At 65.2% G+C, this 14,791-nt stretch carries 14 protein-coding genes and 1 pseudogene; 9 read left to right on the top strand and 6 right to left on the bottom strand.

Translation table 11 applies throughout. The features are described from left to right. The first annotated feature begins 148 nt into the window (after nucleotides 1–148). Complete coding sequence (locus HU230_RS20190; RefSeq protein ID WP_176530179.1) at nucleotides 149–1,078, top strand: c-type cytochrome; 930 nt, start codon at nucleotides 149–151, stop codon at nucleotides 1,076–1,078. A gap of 11 nt (nucleotides 1,079–1,089) precedes the next feature. Here the strand turns inward: HU230_RS20190 and HU230_RS20185 are convergent, their stop codons facing one another. Further along, a complete protein-coding gene (locus tag HU230_RS20185; protein ID WP_016845986.1) occupies nucleotides 1,090–1,335 on the bottom strand; it encodes an Lrp/AsnC ligand binding domain-containing protein in 246 nt (81 codons plus the stop codon). A gap of 193 nt (nucleotides 1,336–1,528) precedes the next feature. On the opposite strand from HU230_RS20185, the gene thiD reads away from it, so the two are divergent. The 4 genes from thiD to HU230_RS20165 all read left to right on the top strand — a co-directional run bounded on the left by thiD (nucleotide 1,529) and on the right by HU230_RS20165 (nucleotide 5,500). Then, nucleotides 1,529–2,326, top strand: coding sequence for a bifunctional hydroxymethylpyrimidine kinase/phosphomethylpyrimidine kinase (thiD, locus tag HU230_RS20180; protein ID WP_176530180.1), 798 nt, complete (start codon nucleotides 1,529–1,531; stop codon nucleotides 2,324–2,326). A gap of 241 nt (nucleotides 2,327–2,567) precedes the next feature. Beyond that, nucleotides 2,568–3,380 (top strand): UDP-2,3-diacylglucosamine diphosphatase, encoded by an 813-nt coding sequence (locus tag HU230_RS20175; RefSeq protein ID WP_050403538.1) that lies wholly within the window; start codon nucleotides 2,568–2,570, stop codon nucleotides 3,378–3,380. Beyond that, nucleotides 3,377–4,468, top strand: a complete 1,092-nt coding sequence (locus tag HU230_RS20170) for a glycosyltransferase family 4 protein (RefSeq protein WP_176530181.1) — start codon at nucleotides 3,377–3,379, stop codon at nucleotides 4,466–4,468. Before HU230_RS20175 ends, HU230_RS20170 begins: the two co-directional genes overlap by 4 nt. Before the next feature lie 42 nt (nucleotides 4,469–4,510). Next, the gene (locus HU230_RS20165; protein WP_092115464.1) at nucleotides 4,511–5,500 is read left to right on the top strand and encodes a threonine/serine dehydratase family protein; all 990 of its coding nucleotides are present in this window, start codon (nucleotides 4,511–4,513) and stop codon (nucleotides 5,498–5,500) included. A 74-nt stretch (nucleotides 5,501–5,574) separates the two neighbouring features. Here the strand turns inward: HU230_RS20165 and HU230_RS20160 are convergent, their stop codons facing one another. Then, on the bottom strand, nucleotides 5,575–5,847 hold the full coding sequence (locus HU230_RS20160; RefSeq protein ID WP_176530182.1) for a hypothetical protein: 273 nt from the start codon (nucleotides 5,845–5,847) through the stop codon (nucleotides 5,575–5,577). A 197-nt stretch (nucleotides 5,848–6,044) separates the two neighbouring features. Here HU230_RS20160 and HU230_RS20155 point away from each other — a divergent pair, with 197 nt between their 5' ends. From HU230_RS20155 to HU230_RS20145, 3 genes are all read left to right on the top strand, one after another. Continuing rightward, complete coding sequence (locus HU230_RS20155) at nucleotides 6,045–6,905, top strand: tyrosine-type recombinase/integrase (protein WP_029085027.1); 861 nt, start codon at nucleotides 6,045–6,047, stop codon at nucleotides 6,903–6,905. A gap of 20 nt (nucleotides 6,906–6,925) precedes the next feature. Then, nucleotides 6,926–8,152: an IS91 family transposase gene (locus HU230_RS20150; protein ID WP_176528572.1), complete on the top strand. Its 1,227-nt coding sequence runs from the start codon at nucleotides 6,926–6,928 to the stop codon at nucleotides 8,150–8,152. A gap of 418 nt (nucleotides 8,153–8,570) precedes the next feature. Beyond that, nucleotides 8,571–9,522, top strand: a protein-coding gene (locus HU230_RS20145) for an IS630 family transposase (protein ID WP_176528729.1) whose coding sequence is annotated in 2 segments (ribosomal slippage) — nucleotides 8,571–8,911 and nucleotides 8,910–9,522 — 954 coding nt in all. Because the reading frame shifts where the segments join, the coding sequence is not laid out codon by codon here. 20 nt (nucleotides 9,523–9,542) lie between these two features. Here HU230_RS20145 and HU230_RS20140 read toward each other — a convergent pair. The 3 genes and pseudogenes from HU230_RS20140 to HU230_RS20130 all read right to left on the bottom strand — a co-directional run. Then, nucleotides 9,543–10,766 (bottom strand): annotated as a pseudogene (locus HU230_RS20140) (caspase family protein); the annotation flags it as partial. A 119-nt stretch (nucleotides 10,767–10,885) separates the two neighbouring features. After that, nucleotides 10,886–11,239, bottom strand: a complete 354-nt coding sequence (locus HU230_RS20135) for an ADP-ribosylation/crystallin J1 (protein WP_176530183.1) — start codon at nucleotides 11,237–11,239, stop codon at nucleotides 10,886–10,888. Between the two features lie 10 nt (nucleotides 11,240–11,249). Then, entirely contained in the window at nucleotides 11,250–12,527 is a 1,278-nt protein-coding gene (locus HU230_RS20130; RefSeq protein ID WP_176530184.1) for a hypothetical protein, read from the bottom strand. A 75-nt stretch (nucleotides 12,528–12,602) separates the two neighbouring features. On the opposite strand from HU230_RS20130, the gene HU230_RS20125 reads away from it, so the two are divergent. Continuing rightward, nucleotides 12,603–13,802, top strand: coding sequence for an MFS transporter (locus tag HU230_RS20125; protein WP_176530185.1), 1,200 nt, complete (start codon nucleotides 12,603–12,605; stop codon nucleotides 13,800–13,802). Here HU230_RS20125 and dgcA read toward each other — a convergent pair. Continuing rightward, entirely contained in the window at nucleotides 13,772–14,773 is a 1,002-nt protein-coding gene (gene dgcA, locus HU230_RS20120) for an N-acetyl-D-Glu racemase DgcA (RefSeq protein ID WP_176530186.1), read from the bottom strand. The genes HU230_RS20125 and dgcA overlap by 31 nt on opposite strands. Between the last annotated feature and the right edge of the window lie 18 nt (nucleotides 14,774–14,791).

The following is a 14,791-nucleotide window of genomic DNA, read 5'->3' as shown; positions in this document are numbered from 1 at the left end:
GTCACACGATGGTTGCAAATCTTCAAACCGCGGCTCTCCGGATTTATTCCCAAAATGATCGTGAGTGCGGCAAATTTGATGCGAGCTTGTGCGATCGGTTGCCATCATACTGGTTGATGAACTGACGCGACCAATGACGGATCGGTGAATGTTGCGACGAATTCTCCTCCTGGCCGCTTTGGCCGGCTTGATCGGCTTCGGTGTGTTCTGGTGGCTGACGATCCCCGCGACCGTTGCCGCGAGCGCGCTGCCCGCCTACCAGCCCAATCTGGCCAACGGGCTCACAACGTTCAATGCGGGAGGATGTTCCTCCTGCCATGCGGTGCCGAAGCAGGACGATCGCACCAGGCTCGGCGGCGGCCTCGCGATACCGTCGCCGTTCGGTACCTTCTATGCACCGAACATCTCGCCCGACCCGAACGACGGCATCGGCCGCTGGAGCGAGGCTGATTTCGTCACCGCGGTCATGAAGGGCACCTCGCCGTCGGGGACGCACTATTTTCCGGCGTTTCCCTACACATCCTATCAGCACGCCAGGCTCAATGACGTGCGCGACCTGTTCGCCTATCTGAAGACCTTGCCGCCGGTCGCCGGCAAGGTGCGCGACCACGATGTGCCGTTTCCCTTCAACATCAGGCGCAATGTCGGCGTCTGGAAATTCTTGTTCATGGACGGCAAGCCGTTCGTCGCGGATGCGAGCCGCTCGGCGCATTGGTATCGCGGCGCCTATCTCGTCAACAGCTTCGGCCATTGCGCCGAGTGTCACAGCCCGCGCAATTTTCTCGGCGGCATCATCAGCTCGCAGCGCTTCGCCGGTGGCCCTAATCCGGAAGGCGAAGGCTGGGTGCCCAACATCACGCCGAGGGGGCTCTCGGACTGGAGTGTGAAGGATGTCGCCTATTTCCTCGATAGCGGACAGACGCCGGACGGCGACAGCGCCGGCGGATCGATGGTGCGCGTGATCCGCAACACCTCGCAGCTCTCGCCGACCGATCGCGACGCGATCGCCGAATACATCAAGTCGCTGCCGCCGGTCGAGGGACCGCCGAAGCCGGTGAAGCCCGAGAAGAAGTCCTAGCGGGGGGCGTCCTACTTCGCGCCGAACGCCTTGAAGGTGATGATGGTGAGGGTGTCCTGGATGCCCGGGATCACCTGAACCTTCTCGTTGATGAAATGGCCGATGTCGGTGTCGTGGTCGACGTAGAACTTGACCAGCAGATCGTAATTGCCCGCGGTGGAATAGATCTCGGAGGCAATCTCGGCTTCCGCCAGCGCGTTGGCGACGGTGTAGGACTGGCCGAGCTTGCATTTGATCTGGACGAAGAAAGGAACCATCAAAGTCGTCTCCGGGGATTTGGCCGACTATAGGCCAAAAACGGGCGGCCAAGGCAAGGGGGCGAGGCAAGGGGGCAACAAGGCCAACGCGCGGTAAAGTCAGGCGAACTTGCTGCCGCTGGGCGGCCGGGCTAGGACAGGCCATGATCTTGTTCGTCATGGTCTCATTCGTCTCAACGGCCGGTCCCGCAACATGACGCCGGTCGCGCTCACCATTGCCGGCTCGGATTCCTCGGGTGGGGCGGGCATCCAGGCCGACCTCAAGAGCTTTGCCGCGCTCGGGGTCTATGGCGCCTCCGCCATCACGGCGCTGACGCCGCAGAACACCACCGGGGTCAGCGGCATCCATCCGGTGCCCGCTTCGTTCGTCACGGCCCAGATCGATGCGGTGTTCTCCGACCTCGACGTCGGCGCGGTGAAGATCGGCATGGTGGCGCAGGCCGAGACCATCGCGGCGATTGCCGACGGGCTGAAGCGCTGGGCGCCGCGCCATGTCGTGCTCGATCCGGTGATGGTCGCAACCTCGGGCGATCGGCTGCTGGCTGCCGAGGCGGTCGATGCGCTGAAGATCATGCTGTTTCCACTGGCCTCGCTGATCACGCCGAACTTGCCGGAAGCGGCGGCGCTGCTGAACGAACCGGTCGCATCGAGCGAGGCCGACGTCGCGCGACAGGGCCGGCAATTGCTGGCGATGGGATGTCGCGCGGTGCTGGTCAAGGGCGGCCACGGGCACGGCGCCGAGAGCATCGACTATCTGATCGATGGCGCGCGCAGCATCGCGCTCGCGGCGCCGCGCATTGCGACATCGAACACGCACGGCACCGGCTGCTCGCTGTCATCGGCGATCGCCGCCGGACTGGCGAAAGGCGAAGGCATGGAGACCGCCGTGCGCAACGCCAAGGCCTGGATCACCGATGCGATCGCGCAGGCGGATCGCTTCGCCGTCGGGCACGGCCATGGACCGGTGCATCACTTCCACAAGTATTATTGAAAGCTCCGCGGCTTCATCCGGGCTACGCATTCGTTGCTCAAATGCGCGTTGTTCCGCCGCGATATGCAGGCAACACAACGCCTGTTCCGCTCAGCCGCGTCCATCCATGTCGCCAGATTGTCGCACGCCGCTGTTATCCGCACTGGAGGGGCGTGCTGCTGATTCTCGTTAACTGTTAGTGAGGCCTTGGGTCGCGGGGGTCGTCATCGCCTTGTCACAGGAATCTGTTAGGTGCACAGGCATGGGAAGTGACTCCTTGAGTGAAGAAAGCCCAGAGCGGCGCTTTCGCACTTTGTTTATCTCCGATGTTCATCTCGGAGCCCGCGGTTCGCAAGCCGACCGCCTGCTGGACTTCCTCCGCTCCCACGATGCCGACACGATCTACCTCGTTGGTGATATCGTTGACGGCTGGGCGCTGAAGTCGAACTGGTACTGGCCGCAGACCCACAATGATTTCGTGCAGAAGATGCTGCGCAAGGCGCGCAAGGGCGCCAAGGTGATCTACGTCCCGGGCAACCACGACGAGTTCCTGCGCAAATATTACGGCACGCATTTCGGCGGCATCGACGTGGTGGAGAACACCGTTCACACCGGCGCCGACGGCAAGCGCTACCTCGTGATCCACGGCGACATCTTCGATCTCGTGGTGCAGAACGCGCGCTGGCTCGCCCATCTCGGCGACAAGGCCTACGACTTCGCGATCCAGATGAATCGCTTCGTCAACTTCTTCCGCAAGATGTTCGGCGTACCGTACTGGTCGCTGTCGCAATGGGCCAAGCTGAAGGTCAAGAAGGCGGTGAACTATATCGGCGCGTTCGAGGCGACGCTGGCCGGCGAGGCGCGGCGTCACGGCTGCGACGGCGTGATCTGCGGCCACATCCATTACGCGACGATTCATGACGAGCACGGCATCCGCTACATGAATTGCGGCGACTGGGTGGAGAGCTGCACGGCGCTCGCCGAGCACGAGGACGGCCATTTCGAGATCATCACCTGGACCGACCCGGTGCGCCGGATCGCGCCAGTTCCGCGAGTGACGGCACGCGCTGCATGACGCATATCCTGGTCGCGACCGATGCGTGGCATCCCCAGGTCAACGGGGTTGTCCGCACGCTGACCATGATGGCACAGGCGGCGAAATCGCTCGGCGTCGAGGTGAGCTTCCTGACGCCGGACGAGTTCCGCACCTTCGCGATGCCGAGCTATCGCGATCTCCGGCTGGCGCTGCCGTACCAGGCCAAGGTCGCCAGCCTGATCGAGGCGGCCAAGCCCGACAGCATCCATATCGCGACCGAAGGCCCGATCGGGCTGTCGGTCCGCCGCTATTGCCGTAGGCGCGGCCTGCCGTTCACGACGAGCTTCCACACCCGCTTCCCCGAATACGTCTCGGCACGGACGCCTGTCCCGGAAGCCTGGGTGTGGCGGGCACTGCGCTGGTTCCACAGGCCGAGCCGGGCGGTGATGGCCGCGACCCCGGCGCTGGCCGCCGAACTGCGCCAGCGCGGCTTCCGCAACGTGGTGCTGTGGTCGCGCGGCGTCGACACCGCACTGTTCCACCCGCGCGATGTCGATCTCTGCCTGCCGCAGCCGGTCTATCTCAGCGTCGGCCGGGTGGCGGTGGAAAAGAACCTCGAGGCGTTCCTCGATCTCGATCTGCCCGGCACCAAGGTGGTGGTCGGCGACGGCCCGGCGCGGGCGGCGTTGGAGCGGAAATATCCGGAAGCCCTCTTCCTCGGCGCCCGCCATGGGGAAGAATTGGCCGAAATCTATGCCGCGGCCGATGTGTTCGTTTTCCCCAGCCGCACCGATACGTTCGGTTTGGTGCTGCTCGAGGCGCTGGCCAGCGGCCTGCCGGTTGCCGCTTTTCCGGTTACCGGCCCCCGCGACGTGATCGGCGCGGCGCCGGTCGGCGTGCTCGACGAGGATCTGCGCCACGCCTGCCTGGAGGCGCTCAGCATCCCGCGGCAGGCCTGCGTCGATTTCGCCGCGCTCCACACCTGGCAGGCGTCGGCCCGGGTGTTCATCGACCGCTGCATGAACGTCCGCCCCGCGGCGCCCGACGGCGAGGGCCAGGCGCTCGAATTCGGCGCCGAAGAGCATCATTTCGCGGCCTTGCCGGCGCCTCAGCCAAACTCACGCTAAAGCGTCTTGCCGTGCTCCGTCCCGACGCGATACAAATCGCGGATGACGGACATCACTCTCAATCCACCCGTCGCTGCTGCGGACATCGATGCCGCCGCAAGGGTGGTCGCGCCGTTCGCGGTGCGCACGCCGCTCCTGACTTTCCCCGTTCTCAACGAACGCGTCGGCACCCAGGTCTTCCTCAAGCCCGAGATGCTGCAACGGACCGGATCGTTCAAGTTCCGCGGCGCCTTCAACAAGCTCGCCTCTATACCGCAGGACAAGCGGAGCGGGGGCGTGGTCGCGTTCTCCTCGGGCAACCACGCCCAGGGCGTTGCCGCGGCGGCAAAGATCCTCAACATGCAGGCGACCATCGTGATGCCTGCGGACTCACCGATCACCAAGCGTGAGCGGACCAAGTCCTATGGCGCCGAGGTCGTGCTGTACGATCGCGATCGCGACGACCGCGAGGCGATCGCCAATGGCATCGCCAGCAAGCGCGGCGCGACATTGGTGCGTCCCTATGACGATCCCTTCGTGATCGCGGGCCAGGGCACCGCCGGCCGCGAGATCGCCGAGGACATGGCCGCGCTCGGGCTTGTGCCCGATATCGTGGTCGCGCCGGCCTCGGGCGGCGGCTTGATCGCAGGCGTCGCTACCGCAGTGAAGGCGAAGTATCCGCAGGCCCAGGTGATTGTCGCCGAGCCCGCGGGCTATGACGATCACGCTCTGTCGCTCAAGGTCGGCCATCGCGAGGCGCATCCGGTCGCGGCGCGCACCATCTGCGATGCGCTGATGGCGATGATGCCGGGCGAGCTCACCTTCGCCATCAACAGCAAGCTGCTGGCAAACGGCGTCAGCGTCTCCGACGACGAGGTCGGTGCCGCCGTCGCCTTCGCCTATCGCGAGCTGAAGCTCGTGGTCGAGCCCGGCGGTGCGGTCGGGCTCGCGGCGCTGCTGGCGGGGCGGATCGACGCCAAGGGCAAGAACGTCGTCATCGTGCTCTCGGGCGGCAATGTCGATGCCGACCTGTTCGCAAAGCTCGTCGCCTGAGGCCAACATCCTGAAACGAAACCGGGGCGGGGCCGTACTCACTCTGCCCCCGTTTCGTATTGCGGCGCGGCTGATCAGTGCCTGACGCCGCCACGCTGGTTGCCGCCCATTCCGCCGAGATGTGAGCCGGACGGACTTGGGTGGAACGCTGTATGGCTACCAACCGATCCCGCCCGGTTGACTCGCATGCTCTGCCGCTCGGCGCGGAAGTGCTGCCCGCTGTTATCTTTCATGATCCGGTTCGATGTGGTGTTGCCGGCATTGGCTCCAGGAAGGCTCGCGACCTTGCCCTTGCCGATTGAGCTTGGCATGCCGACCGGCTTCGCTCCAGGCGCGGGCATGGTCACGATCTTGCCGACGGCACCCTGCGCGCCGGCATTGATCGGCCGGAAGGCTGGACGACTAGAGCATTTTCTGACCTGGCGGAATCGGAAGGGATTGAACTAAGCCGCTGCCGCGGCGTAGGGGGCAAGGTGGCATAGATCGCCTCCTGGCTGAGAGGATGTGGGTGTTGGAGCCCACCCCCTCAGACAGGAGTATCGAGATGGCCGATTTGAGCCCTCTTCGCCGCCGCATGATCGAAGACATGACCGTCCGCAATCTGTCGCCGGCGACGCAAAGATCCTACATCAGCGCGGTTTCGAAGTTCAGCCGCTATTTTGGCCGATCGCCTGACCGGTTAGAGCTGGAAGACGTCCGCGCCTTCCAGGTGCATTTGGTCTCGACCGGCATCTCATGGCCGGCGCTGAACCAGATCGTCTGTGCGCTACGGTTTTTCTACGGCGTCACGCTCGGCGAGGCGCTCATCCCAGAGCGCATTCCCTATGCGCGAGAACCGCGCAAGCTGCCGGTCGTTCTCAGCGCCGACGAAGTGGTTCAGTTTCTTGAAGCGGTATCGAGCCTGAAGAGCCGCGCCGCGCTCACCACCGCCTATGCGGCCGGGCTCAGGGCCTCGGAGGTTGCGGGACTGCGGATCGAAGACATCGACAGCGCCCGCGGCGTCATCCAGGTGCGCCACGGCAAGGGCGCGAAGGATCGCAACGTGATGCTGTCGCCCCAGCTGCTGGGCATCCTGCGCACCTACTGGCGGCTCGCCCGGCCGCGGCTTTATCTGTTCCCTGGTCGTGACGAAGATCATCCGATCGATCAGACCGTGCTGCATGCCGCCTGCCGGTCGGCGGTGAAGGCTGCGGGCCTGACCAAGCGCGTCACGCTGCACACGCTGCGCCACAGCTTCGCGACACATCTTCTCGAGAACGGAACCGATATCCGGATCATCCAGGTCTTGCTCGGGCACAATAATTTGTCGTCGACAGCGCGCTACACGCAGGTCGCCACCGATACGATCCGAGCGACGCAGAGCCCGCTCGATCGCCTGTCGCTGGAGGTGACGCCACCTGGATGACCCGCAGCGGGATGCGGGTCATGACCCGCTCCGACATCCGCTCCAACAGGCCCGCCATCGAGATTGCCGATATTCTGTGCCGGCATGGCGACGCCTATCGCCGTGTACATGCCGGTCATCTGGGGCGGGTCGAGCGGCGCGTGATGAGCGCGATCGTTGCGTGCCGGACCGAGGCGCTCGGCGGCCACATGCAGGCTTGCGACGACTGCGGCACGACACGCGTTGCCTATAATTCCTGCCGCAATCGGCACTGTCCGAAGTGTCAGGGGAGAGCCCGAGCCGCGTGGCTCGCCGCGCGTCAAGCCGACCTGCTTCCGGTTCCCTATTTCCACGTCGTCTTTACACTTCCCGCACCGATCGCCGCGATCGCTTTCCAGAACAAGGCCGTCGTCTATGCCATCCTGTTCAAGGCTGCCGCCGAGGCGATGACGACGCTCGCCGCCAATCCACGCCGGCTCGGCGGTGCGATCGGCGGCGTCGCCGTCCTCCACACCTGGGGACAGACGCTGATGCATCATCCCCACGTCCATTGCGTCGTTCCGGGTGGCGGCCTCTCGCCCGATGGCGCGCGCTGGACCGCTTGCCGACCGAACTTCTTCCTGGCCGTCAAACCGTTGTCCAGACTATTTCGCACACTTTTTCTCAAACGTCTGTCGGCAGCCTTCAACTCCGGTGCCTTGCGTTTCTTCGGCGATCTCGGAGCTCTGGCCGAGCCGGCTGCCTTTGCGGCCCACCTCGACGCCATGCGACGCATCAACTGGGTTGTTTACGCCAAACGGCCCTTCGGCGGACCCGCACAGGTCCTGGCCTATCTCGGCCGCTACACCCATCGCGTCGCGATCGCCAACAGCCGGCTCGTCGCACTCGACGACGATCATGTCGCCTTCTCATGGAAGGACTATCGCCAAAACAGCGCGACAAAGATCATGAATCTCAAGCCCGATGAGTTCATTCGCCGTTTCCTGCTTCATACGCTGCCTGACGGCTTCCACCGCATCCGCCACTTCGGCTTCATGGCCAACCGCCATCGCGCTGCCAAGCTCGCCCTTTGCCGCGAACTTCTCGATCATGAGCGAACAGCCCCAAACGATGGCCAGCCGTCGCCTGTGGATTCGGAGGCTCAAACCCGGGCCGAGGTTCCTGCCTGTCCCGATTGTGGTGGCGTCATGCGCATCATTGAGCGCTTTCGACATAGCTTCAGACGCCCCAGCCCTCGAACATCACCGTTCCGATGCGACACATCGTGAGCCAAGTCATGTCGTGCACGACGATCATCATTCGTCATTTCGCTCCCAGCGTCTCGATCATCGCGGACGATGTCGAATCCGTGCTGTCACACTGCGCGACAACAACCGTCCGATGCAGCAAAAGGCCTATCGCGATCTCAGGCGAAGCGCGTCTGATCTCAACTCTTCCAGGATGCGCACTCCTGTGTCTCTGCCTCACGCGCCGAGCCAGCAGATCGGGCATGGCGATCTCGAACAATCCCCATAGCTGCAAAACCGCGAATAGCCTCCCGCGCCTTCGTTCAATCCGGCTTCAATGAGGTCGCGTCATAAGCGCCTGCCGCGCCCTCGCGTGAGCGCGACCTCACAGAACCCTCCAGATTCCCTTGTGAGGCAAATCGTGATTCACCCTGAGGGCTGGTGATGGAGGCCAGCCCCCATGGCTAAGCCGCTCTCGCCGGACCTTCGCCTTCGCATTATTCGGGCTGTGGAAGAGGAAGGCATGAGCTGTCGGGGCGCCGCCGGCCGGTTCGGCGTAGCGCCATCGACAGCGATCGAACTGGTCAACGAATGGCGCAGCACCGGCGCTTGTGAGGCGGGAGCGCAGGGCGGAGACAGACGTTCAGCTCGGATCGAGGGTCATGCTGCGGAGATCCTCTCCCTGGTCAAGGCTACGCCTGACATGACGCTGGCCGAGATCGCTGACCATCTCCTCAAAGTCCACGGCGAGCGTTTCGTGCCGAGCGTGGTCTGGCGATTCTTCGATCGCCGCAACATCACGTTCAAAAAAAACATCGCACGCCAGCGAGCAGGATCGGCCGGACGTGGCCGCTGAACGCGCGGCGTGGAAGGCATCTCAGCCTGAGATCGGCATCCATCGGTTGGTGTTTATCGACGAGACGGGAGCCTCGACCAAGATGGCGCGGCGCTATGGCCGCTCGCCGTACGGCCAGCGCTGTGTCGCAGCGCTCCCGCATGGTCATTGGAAGACGACGACCTTCGTCGGCGCGCTCAGAGCGACCGGCATGACTGCGCCGATGGTCCTTGACGGTCCCATGGATGGTCTGGCGTTCGAGGCTTACGTGACGCAAGTCCTCGTGCCGACACTCAGGCCCGGCGACATCGTGGTGATGGACAATCTCGCAGCACACAAGCGCGCCGAGGTCGGCATCGCAATCGATGCCGTGGGCGCCCAGCTCCTCTATTTGCCGCCTTATTCGCCCGACCTCAATCCGATCGAAATGGCCTTCGCCAAGCTCAAAGCCGCACTTCGAAAGGCCGCCGCCAGATCAATCGAGGCTTTGGACAACGCTATTGCCACCGCCCTGACCGCCTTCACCGCCCAAGAGTGCCTGAACTTCTTCGCCGCAGCCGGTTATGACCGTGTCTGATCAGAATCTGCTCTAGAAAGCCGCGTGAACTGCATCAGCGGAATTGCTTTCGGCTGCATCTGCAGCTTCAACGCCGACTGCGCGTAGGGGCTGTTGCCGAAATTGTCGTGGAAGGTCTTGTAGGCGAACGGCGTGTTGGCAAGCACCGCCTTGTGCCATGCCGCGACCTGCAACCAGTTCGTCAGCAGGAAGCGAATGCGGTCGCAGAGCGGATCGCGCGGATAAAGCCGGATGAATTCCTCATAATAGTCCGGCCGGCCTTCCGACAGCACGAAGTCATAGGCCTGGCGCACCGAGCGGTTCGGCAGGTTCGACGCCATCTGCACCACCGGGCCATTCGCCGGCGCACGCGCCGACGCCACTGCGGTGTCGCCAAAGAAATAGAAATCGGAGGTCAGCGACGAGCTTTCCCACGGCGTCTGCCGGCCGTCGGTCGTGCTGTTGACCTCGAGGCGAATGCGCTTGAACAGCTGCTCGATCGGCAGATTGGGCTCGCGCGCCAGGCGCAGGAAGGCGTTGGTGTAGGGGCTGTGGCCGTTGCTGCCGTCCTGCGCTTCCATGCCGGGCGCGGTCGAATAGCCGACGATCGAGCCGCTCGGGGCATCGACGACGGCAAGGCCGCGGCCGGCGTCGTTGACGTTGGGAAACGGGTTGTTGCGGCAGGCATCGAGCACCACGATGCGCATCCGGCTCGGGATGTTCTCGAGCGTGCCCATCACGTCGACGAGACGCACCGCATTGCCGTCGAGGTCGGACGGCGTTGCGATCTTGGCATCGACCGGAATCAGATAGTTCTCGCCGGCGAGCTGCACGCCGTGGCCGGCGTAATAGATCATCGCGACCGTGCCGGGGCCGCGCGCCGCGACCTTGTCGGAGAAATCCTGCAACACCTTGGCCATGTCGCCCTGCCTGAGGTCGGTCGCGGAGATCACCTCGAAGCCGGCCGCGTTCAACAGCTCGGCCATCGACTGCGCGTCATTGCCGGGATTGGCGAGCTTTGGCGCATTCTCGTAGTTCGCATTGCCGATCACGAGCGCGACGCGCTGCTCGGGGCCGCGTGGCGCAGCCGGCGCCGCTGCGGTGGGCGTCGCCGGCGAATCCGCTTGATCGATCGATTGTGCAGGCGTCTGCGTTGCGTTGCCGACGGTGACGCCGCTGGTCTCGGCAGATGCTGTGCCCGATACGCCGAGGCTCAACAGACCGAACAATGCGGCCGATATCATGATGGATGTCAGGCGGACCATCGCGCGCTCCCAAAAGCTGGTCCCGGTGCAGGACCGGTCGCGGCGAGGCTAGGCGCGGACACGCCCGCCGTACGTGAGCTGGGTCACGCTGCGCGGGTGGTCAATGGGAGCAAACCGCCTCAAGGAAAGCTGCGGATGACTTCGATCGGCCCGACGATTGCAGCGTTGAATGCCGGCAGGTCCTCCGCGGGGATCCAGTATTCGAGATGCGCGTGGCCGCCAGCCTTCTGCACATCATAGTGATCGATGAAGCTTCGCTTGACCCGAAATCGTGTGACGAATCCGGTGCCACTTGCGGGCACGTTCCAGTCGCGCGCGATCTTTGCGGCGTACTCTTCCGTCAGGACCGGATAGAAGATCGGTTGATCGGGAAGCCGCGGCGGAAAGGCACGCATGCCACTCTGCTCGATCAGCGCGAGCTCCTGGGGGCCCACAGGTCGCCAAAGAGTGATCGTGTCGGTTTCGTCGGGCATCGGACTGCGCTTACGAGAAGAACGCGATTCTCTCGACCTGGCTCATACGGCGGATCGGTGCGAGCGGATCGTTGGCCGCGACGCTTGGCTTTTTCAGAAGGCCGCTCGCGATGATGGTCGAGCCGAGTGAGACTTCTGCTGCGGGAGCAGCGGCAGCCTCAACGGTGGGCGGAAGGGGCGGCGGCACGGCGGCTGGAGCCGCGGCAACCGGTGCCATAGCAATCGGCGCTGCGGCCATCGGCGGTGGCTCGACCTTGACCTCGACTTTCGGCTCGGGCGCGGGCTGAATGGCCGGTGCAATCATCTCGGGCTCGTCAGCCATCGCCTCGGCGACCCGCATCTCCTCGGCAAGGTGCATCTCTTCGGCGATCGCTTCTTCGTCGATCGGATCGGGCGCGCCCATCTCCATCGCGATGAGGTCGAGCACCGCTTCGTCCTGGGCGTCAGCGGCGGCCTCGGTGACGCGGGCGAGCTCTGCCGCTTCGGCTTCGGCCAGTGCAGCCTCCGCCTTGAGCCATGCTTCGCTCGGCTCCGGCGTCGCGGCCGCGCCACTCTCAGTGCTCGGCGTTGCAACGGCCTCCTGAGGCGGCGCCGGCGGCGTGGCGGCCAGTGTAGCATCGGGGGCAGCACTATCGGCGGCAGCGCTTTCGGCCACCGGTGGCGGCGAGGGGGCAGCAGCGGGCGGTTCCGCAACCGGTGCTTCGGCCACATCAGGTTCGGCCGCAGGCGTTTCCGCCTGGTCCGGATCAAATTCGCTAAGCCGGCGGGCCAACGCCGCGAAGGCGGCATCCAGCACGGCCTTGGCGTCGTCCATCGAGACCTGGGTCGCACCGGCCTCGATCGCGCTGGCCTGCGAATCGATGATGTCGCAGATCCGGCCGTCATTGCCGATCTCGCGCAGCCGCCAGGAGATCTCCCTGATCACCCGCACGCCCTTGCGCACCGGCGCGAGGTTCTGCTCGAAGCTGATGCCGTCGAGCGCTGCGATGGCGGTGGCCTGGGCGGCCTCGATCGCGCCGCGCAGGGCGGCTAGCGCCTGTGCCAGCTGCTCGTCCCTGATGGCCGCTGCGGCGGCTTGCCGCTGCGCGCTGAGGCTGTCCTCGATCCGCGCTACGGCATCGAGCACCATGCGGGTATCGGCATTGCGGTTGCGCTTGGCGTATTCGCCGAGGAACCAGCGGCCCCGCGAGGTCTCCATGAAGGCCGCGCTGATCGCAGCATAGTCCTCCTCGCTCGGCAGGGCCGCGCGGGCGGATATCGGCGACAGGGCGAATGCTTCTTCGGCCATCACAATCTCTCCGCGCAAATCACTGCGCGTTACGCTAACGATCACCACGATATCGCGCGAATCGCAATTGAATTGATGTCTTCCGAATCACAAATCCCCATCGCAGCCAAGGTTGCGCCGCGGCGATTCGCGCGCAGCCTCGCGGCATTCTATGCCACGACGTTCGGGATGACCGGGGTCCACCTGCCGTTTTTCACGGTGTGGCTGAAGGCGATCGGGATCGACGCCGCCTGGATCGGCATCATCACGGCGGTGCCGCCGGTGACCCGCTTCACCGTCCTGCCGCTGGTCACGGCGGCGGCGGAGCGCCGCCAGATGCTGCGCGGTGCGATCATCGCCACGGGATTCGCGACCGCACTGGGCTTTGCCGTGATCGGCACCCAGCACCAGCCGTTGGTGTTGCTCGCGGTCTACGCGCTGACCTGCTGCGTGTGGACGCCGATGGTGCCGCTCACCGACGCCTATGCGCTGCGCAGCGTCAGGCAATTTGGCCTGAGCTACGGACCGTTGCGGCTCTGGGGCTCGGCCGCCTTCGCGGTCTGCGCGCTGATCAGCGGGTTCTTGCTCCGCTATGTCGCCGAGGTCGATCTGATCTGGATCATCACGGCCGTGACCGTGCTCGGCGCGCTGGTCGGGCTGACGCTGCGGCCGCTGGGCCGCCCGGTGGCCTCCGTCGCGCACGCGGCCGGCGCGCCGAGGCTGCTGCGCAATCCCACTTTCCTCGCGATCATCGTGTCCTCGGCGCTGATCCAGGGCAGCCACGGCGCCTATTACATCTTTGCATCGATTGCCTGGCAGCAGGCCGGCTTCAGCGGCCTGACCATCGCGGTCCTCTGGGTGCTCGGTGTGATCGCCGAGATCGTGCTGTTTGCGGCCTCGCCGCGCTTCACGCTGCCATCGGCTGTCCTGGTGATGATTGCGGCCGCCAGCGCCGTGGCGCGCTGGGCGATCACCGCGCAGGATCCGCCGCTTGCGGTGCTGGCCGTGGTCCAGCTCGGACACGGGCTGAGCTTCGGCCTGACCCAGGTCGGCATCATGGGCCTGATGGTGCATCACGTGCCGGTTCATGTGATGGCGCGTGCGCAGGGCTATCTCACCGCCTGCGGCGGCATCGTCGCCAGCACCACGGCGATCGTCAGCGGCATGGTCTATGCGCGCTTCGGCCTCGGCGTCTACGACATGATGGCGGCGATGGCGGCGACGGGCGGGTTCGTGATGTGGCTGGCACGCAAGCGACTAACCCATCATCCCCAGAGCGCGGCGTCAGGCGGATAGACCAGGCTGCCGTCGTAGCGCAGGCCGTTGTCGCGGTCCTTGGCCAGCAGGAGTGGGCCGTCGAGATCGACGAAGCGCGCGGCTTGCGCGATCAGCATCGCCGGCGCCATCGCGAGCGAGGTCGCGACCATGCAGCCGATCATGATCTCGAAGCCGAGCGCGCGGGCGGCGTCCGCCATCGCGAGCGCTTCGGTCAGCCCGCCGGTCTTGTCGAGCTTGATGTTGACGGCGTCATAGCGGCCGCGCAGGCTTTCGAGTGAGGCGCGGTCATGCACGCTTTCGTCGGCGCAGACGGCAACCGGTCGCCTGATGCGCAGCAGCGCCTCGTCCTTGCCCGCCGGCAGCGGCTGCTCGATCAGCGTGACGCCGGCATTGGCGCAGGCCGCGAGATTGGCGGCGAGGTTGTCCTCGGTCCAGGCTTCATTGGCATCGACGACGAGTTCGCATGCCGGCGCCGCCTTGCGCACGGCGGCGATCCGCGCGGCGTCGCCATCGCCGCCGAGCTTGATCTTGAGCAGCGCGCGGTGCGCGGCCTTCGCGGTGGCCTCCGCCATCGCCTCGGGTGTCCCGAGCGAGATCGTATAGGCGGTGGTGCGCGGTTCGGGCGCGGGGCGGCCGAGCAGGTTCCATATCCGCCTGCCGGCCCGTTTGGCCTCGAGGTCCGCCAGCGCGCAATCCAGCGCATTGCGGGCTGCGCCGGCGGGCATGCTGGCCTGCAAAGCGATGCGGTCCATGCCATTGGCGAACGGCTCCTGCATCGCCTGGATCGCCTGCAGCGTCGCCTCGGGCGTTTCGCCATAGCGTGGGTAGGGCACGCATTCGCCGCGGCCTGTGAGGCCGCCCTGGCTCACCTCGGCGACCACGACGACGGCCTCGGTCTTGGCGCCACGGCTGATCGTGAAGGTTCCGGCGATCGGCCAGCGCTCGATCCGCCCTGTCAGGGAAACGGCTCCGGGAGGGGTGGAAGTCATTTTAAAATCTACTATTTC

It is taken from the genome of Bradyrhizobium quebecense (assembly GCF_013373795.3).
In the GTDB taxonomy this organism is placed as follows: domain Bacteria; phylum Pseudomonadota; class Alphaproteobacteria; order Rhizobiales; family Xanthobacteraceae; genus Bradyrhizobium; species Bradyrhizobium quebecense.
The sequence above is the reverse complement of the archived record's forward strand: the minus strand, read 5'-3'. Positions and strand labels throughout refer to the sequence as shown.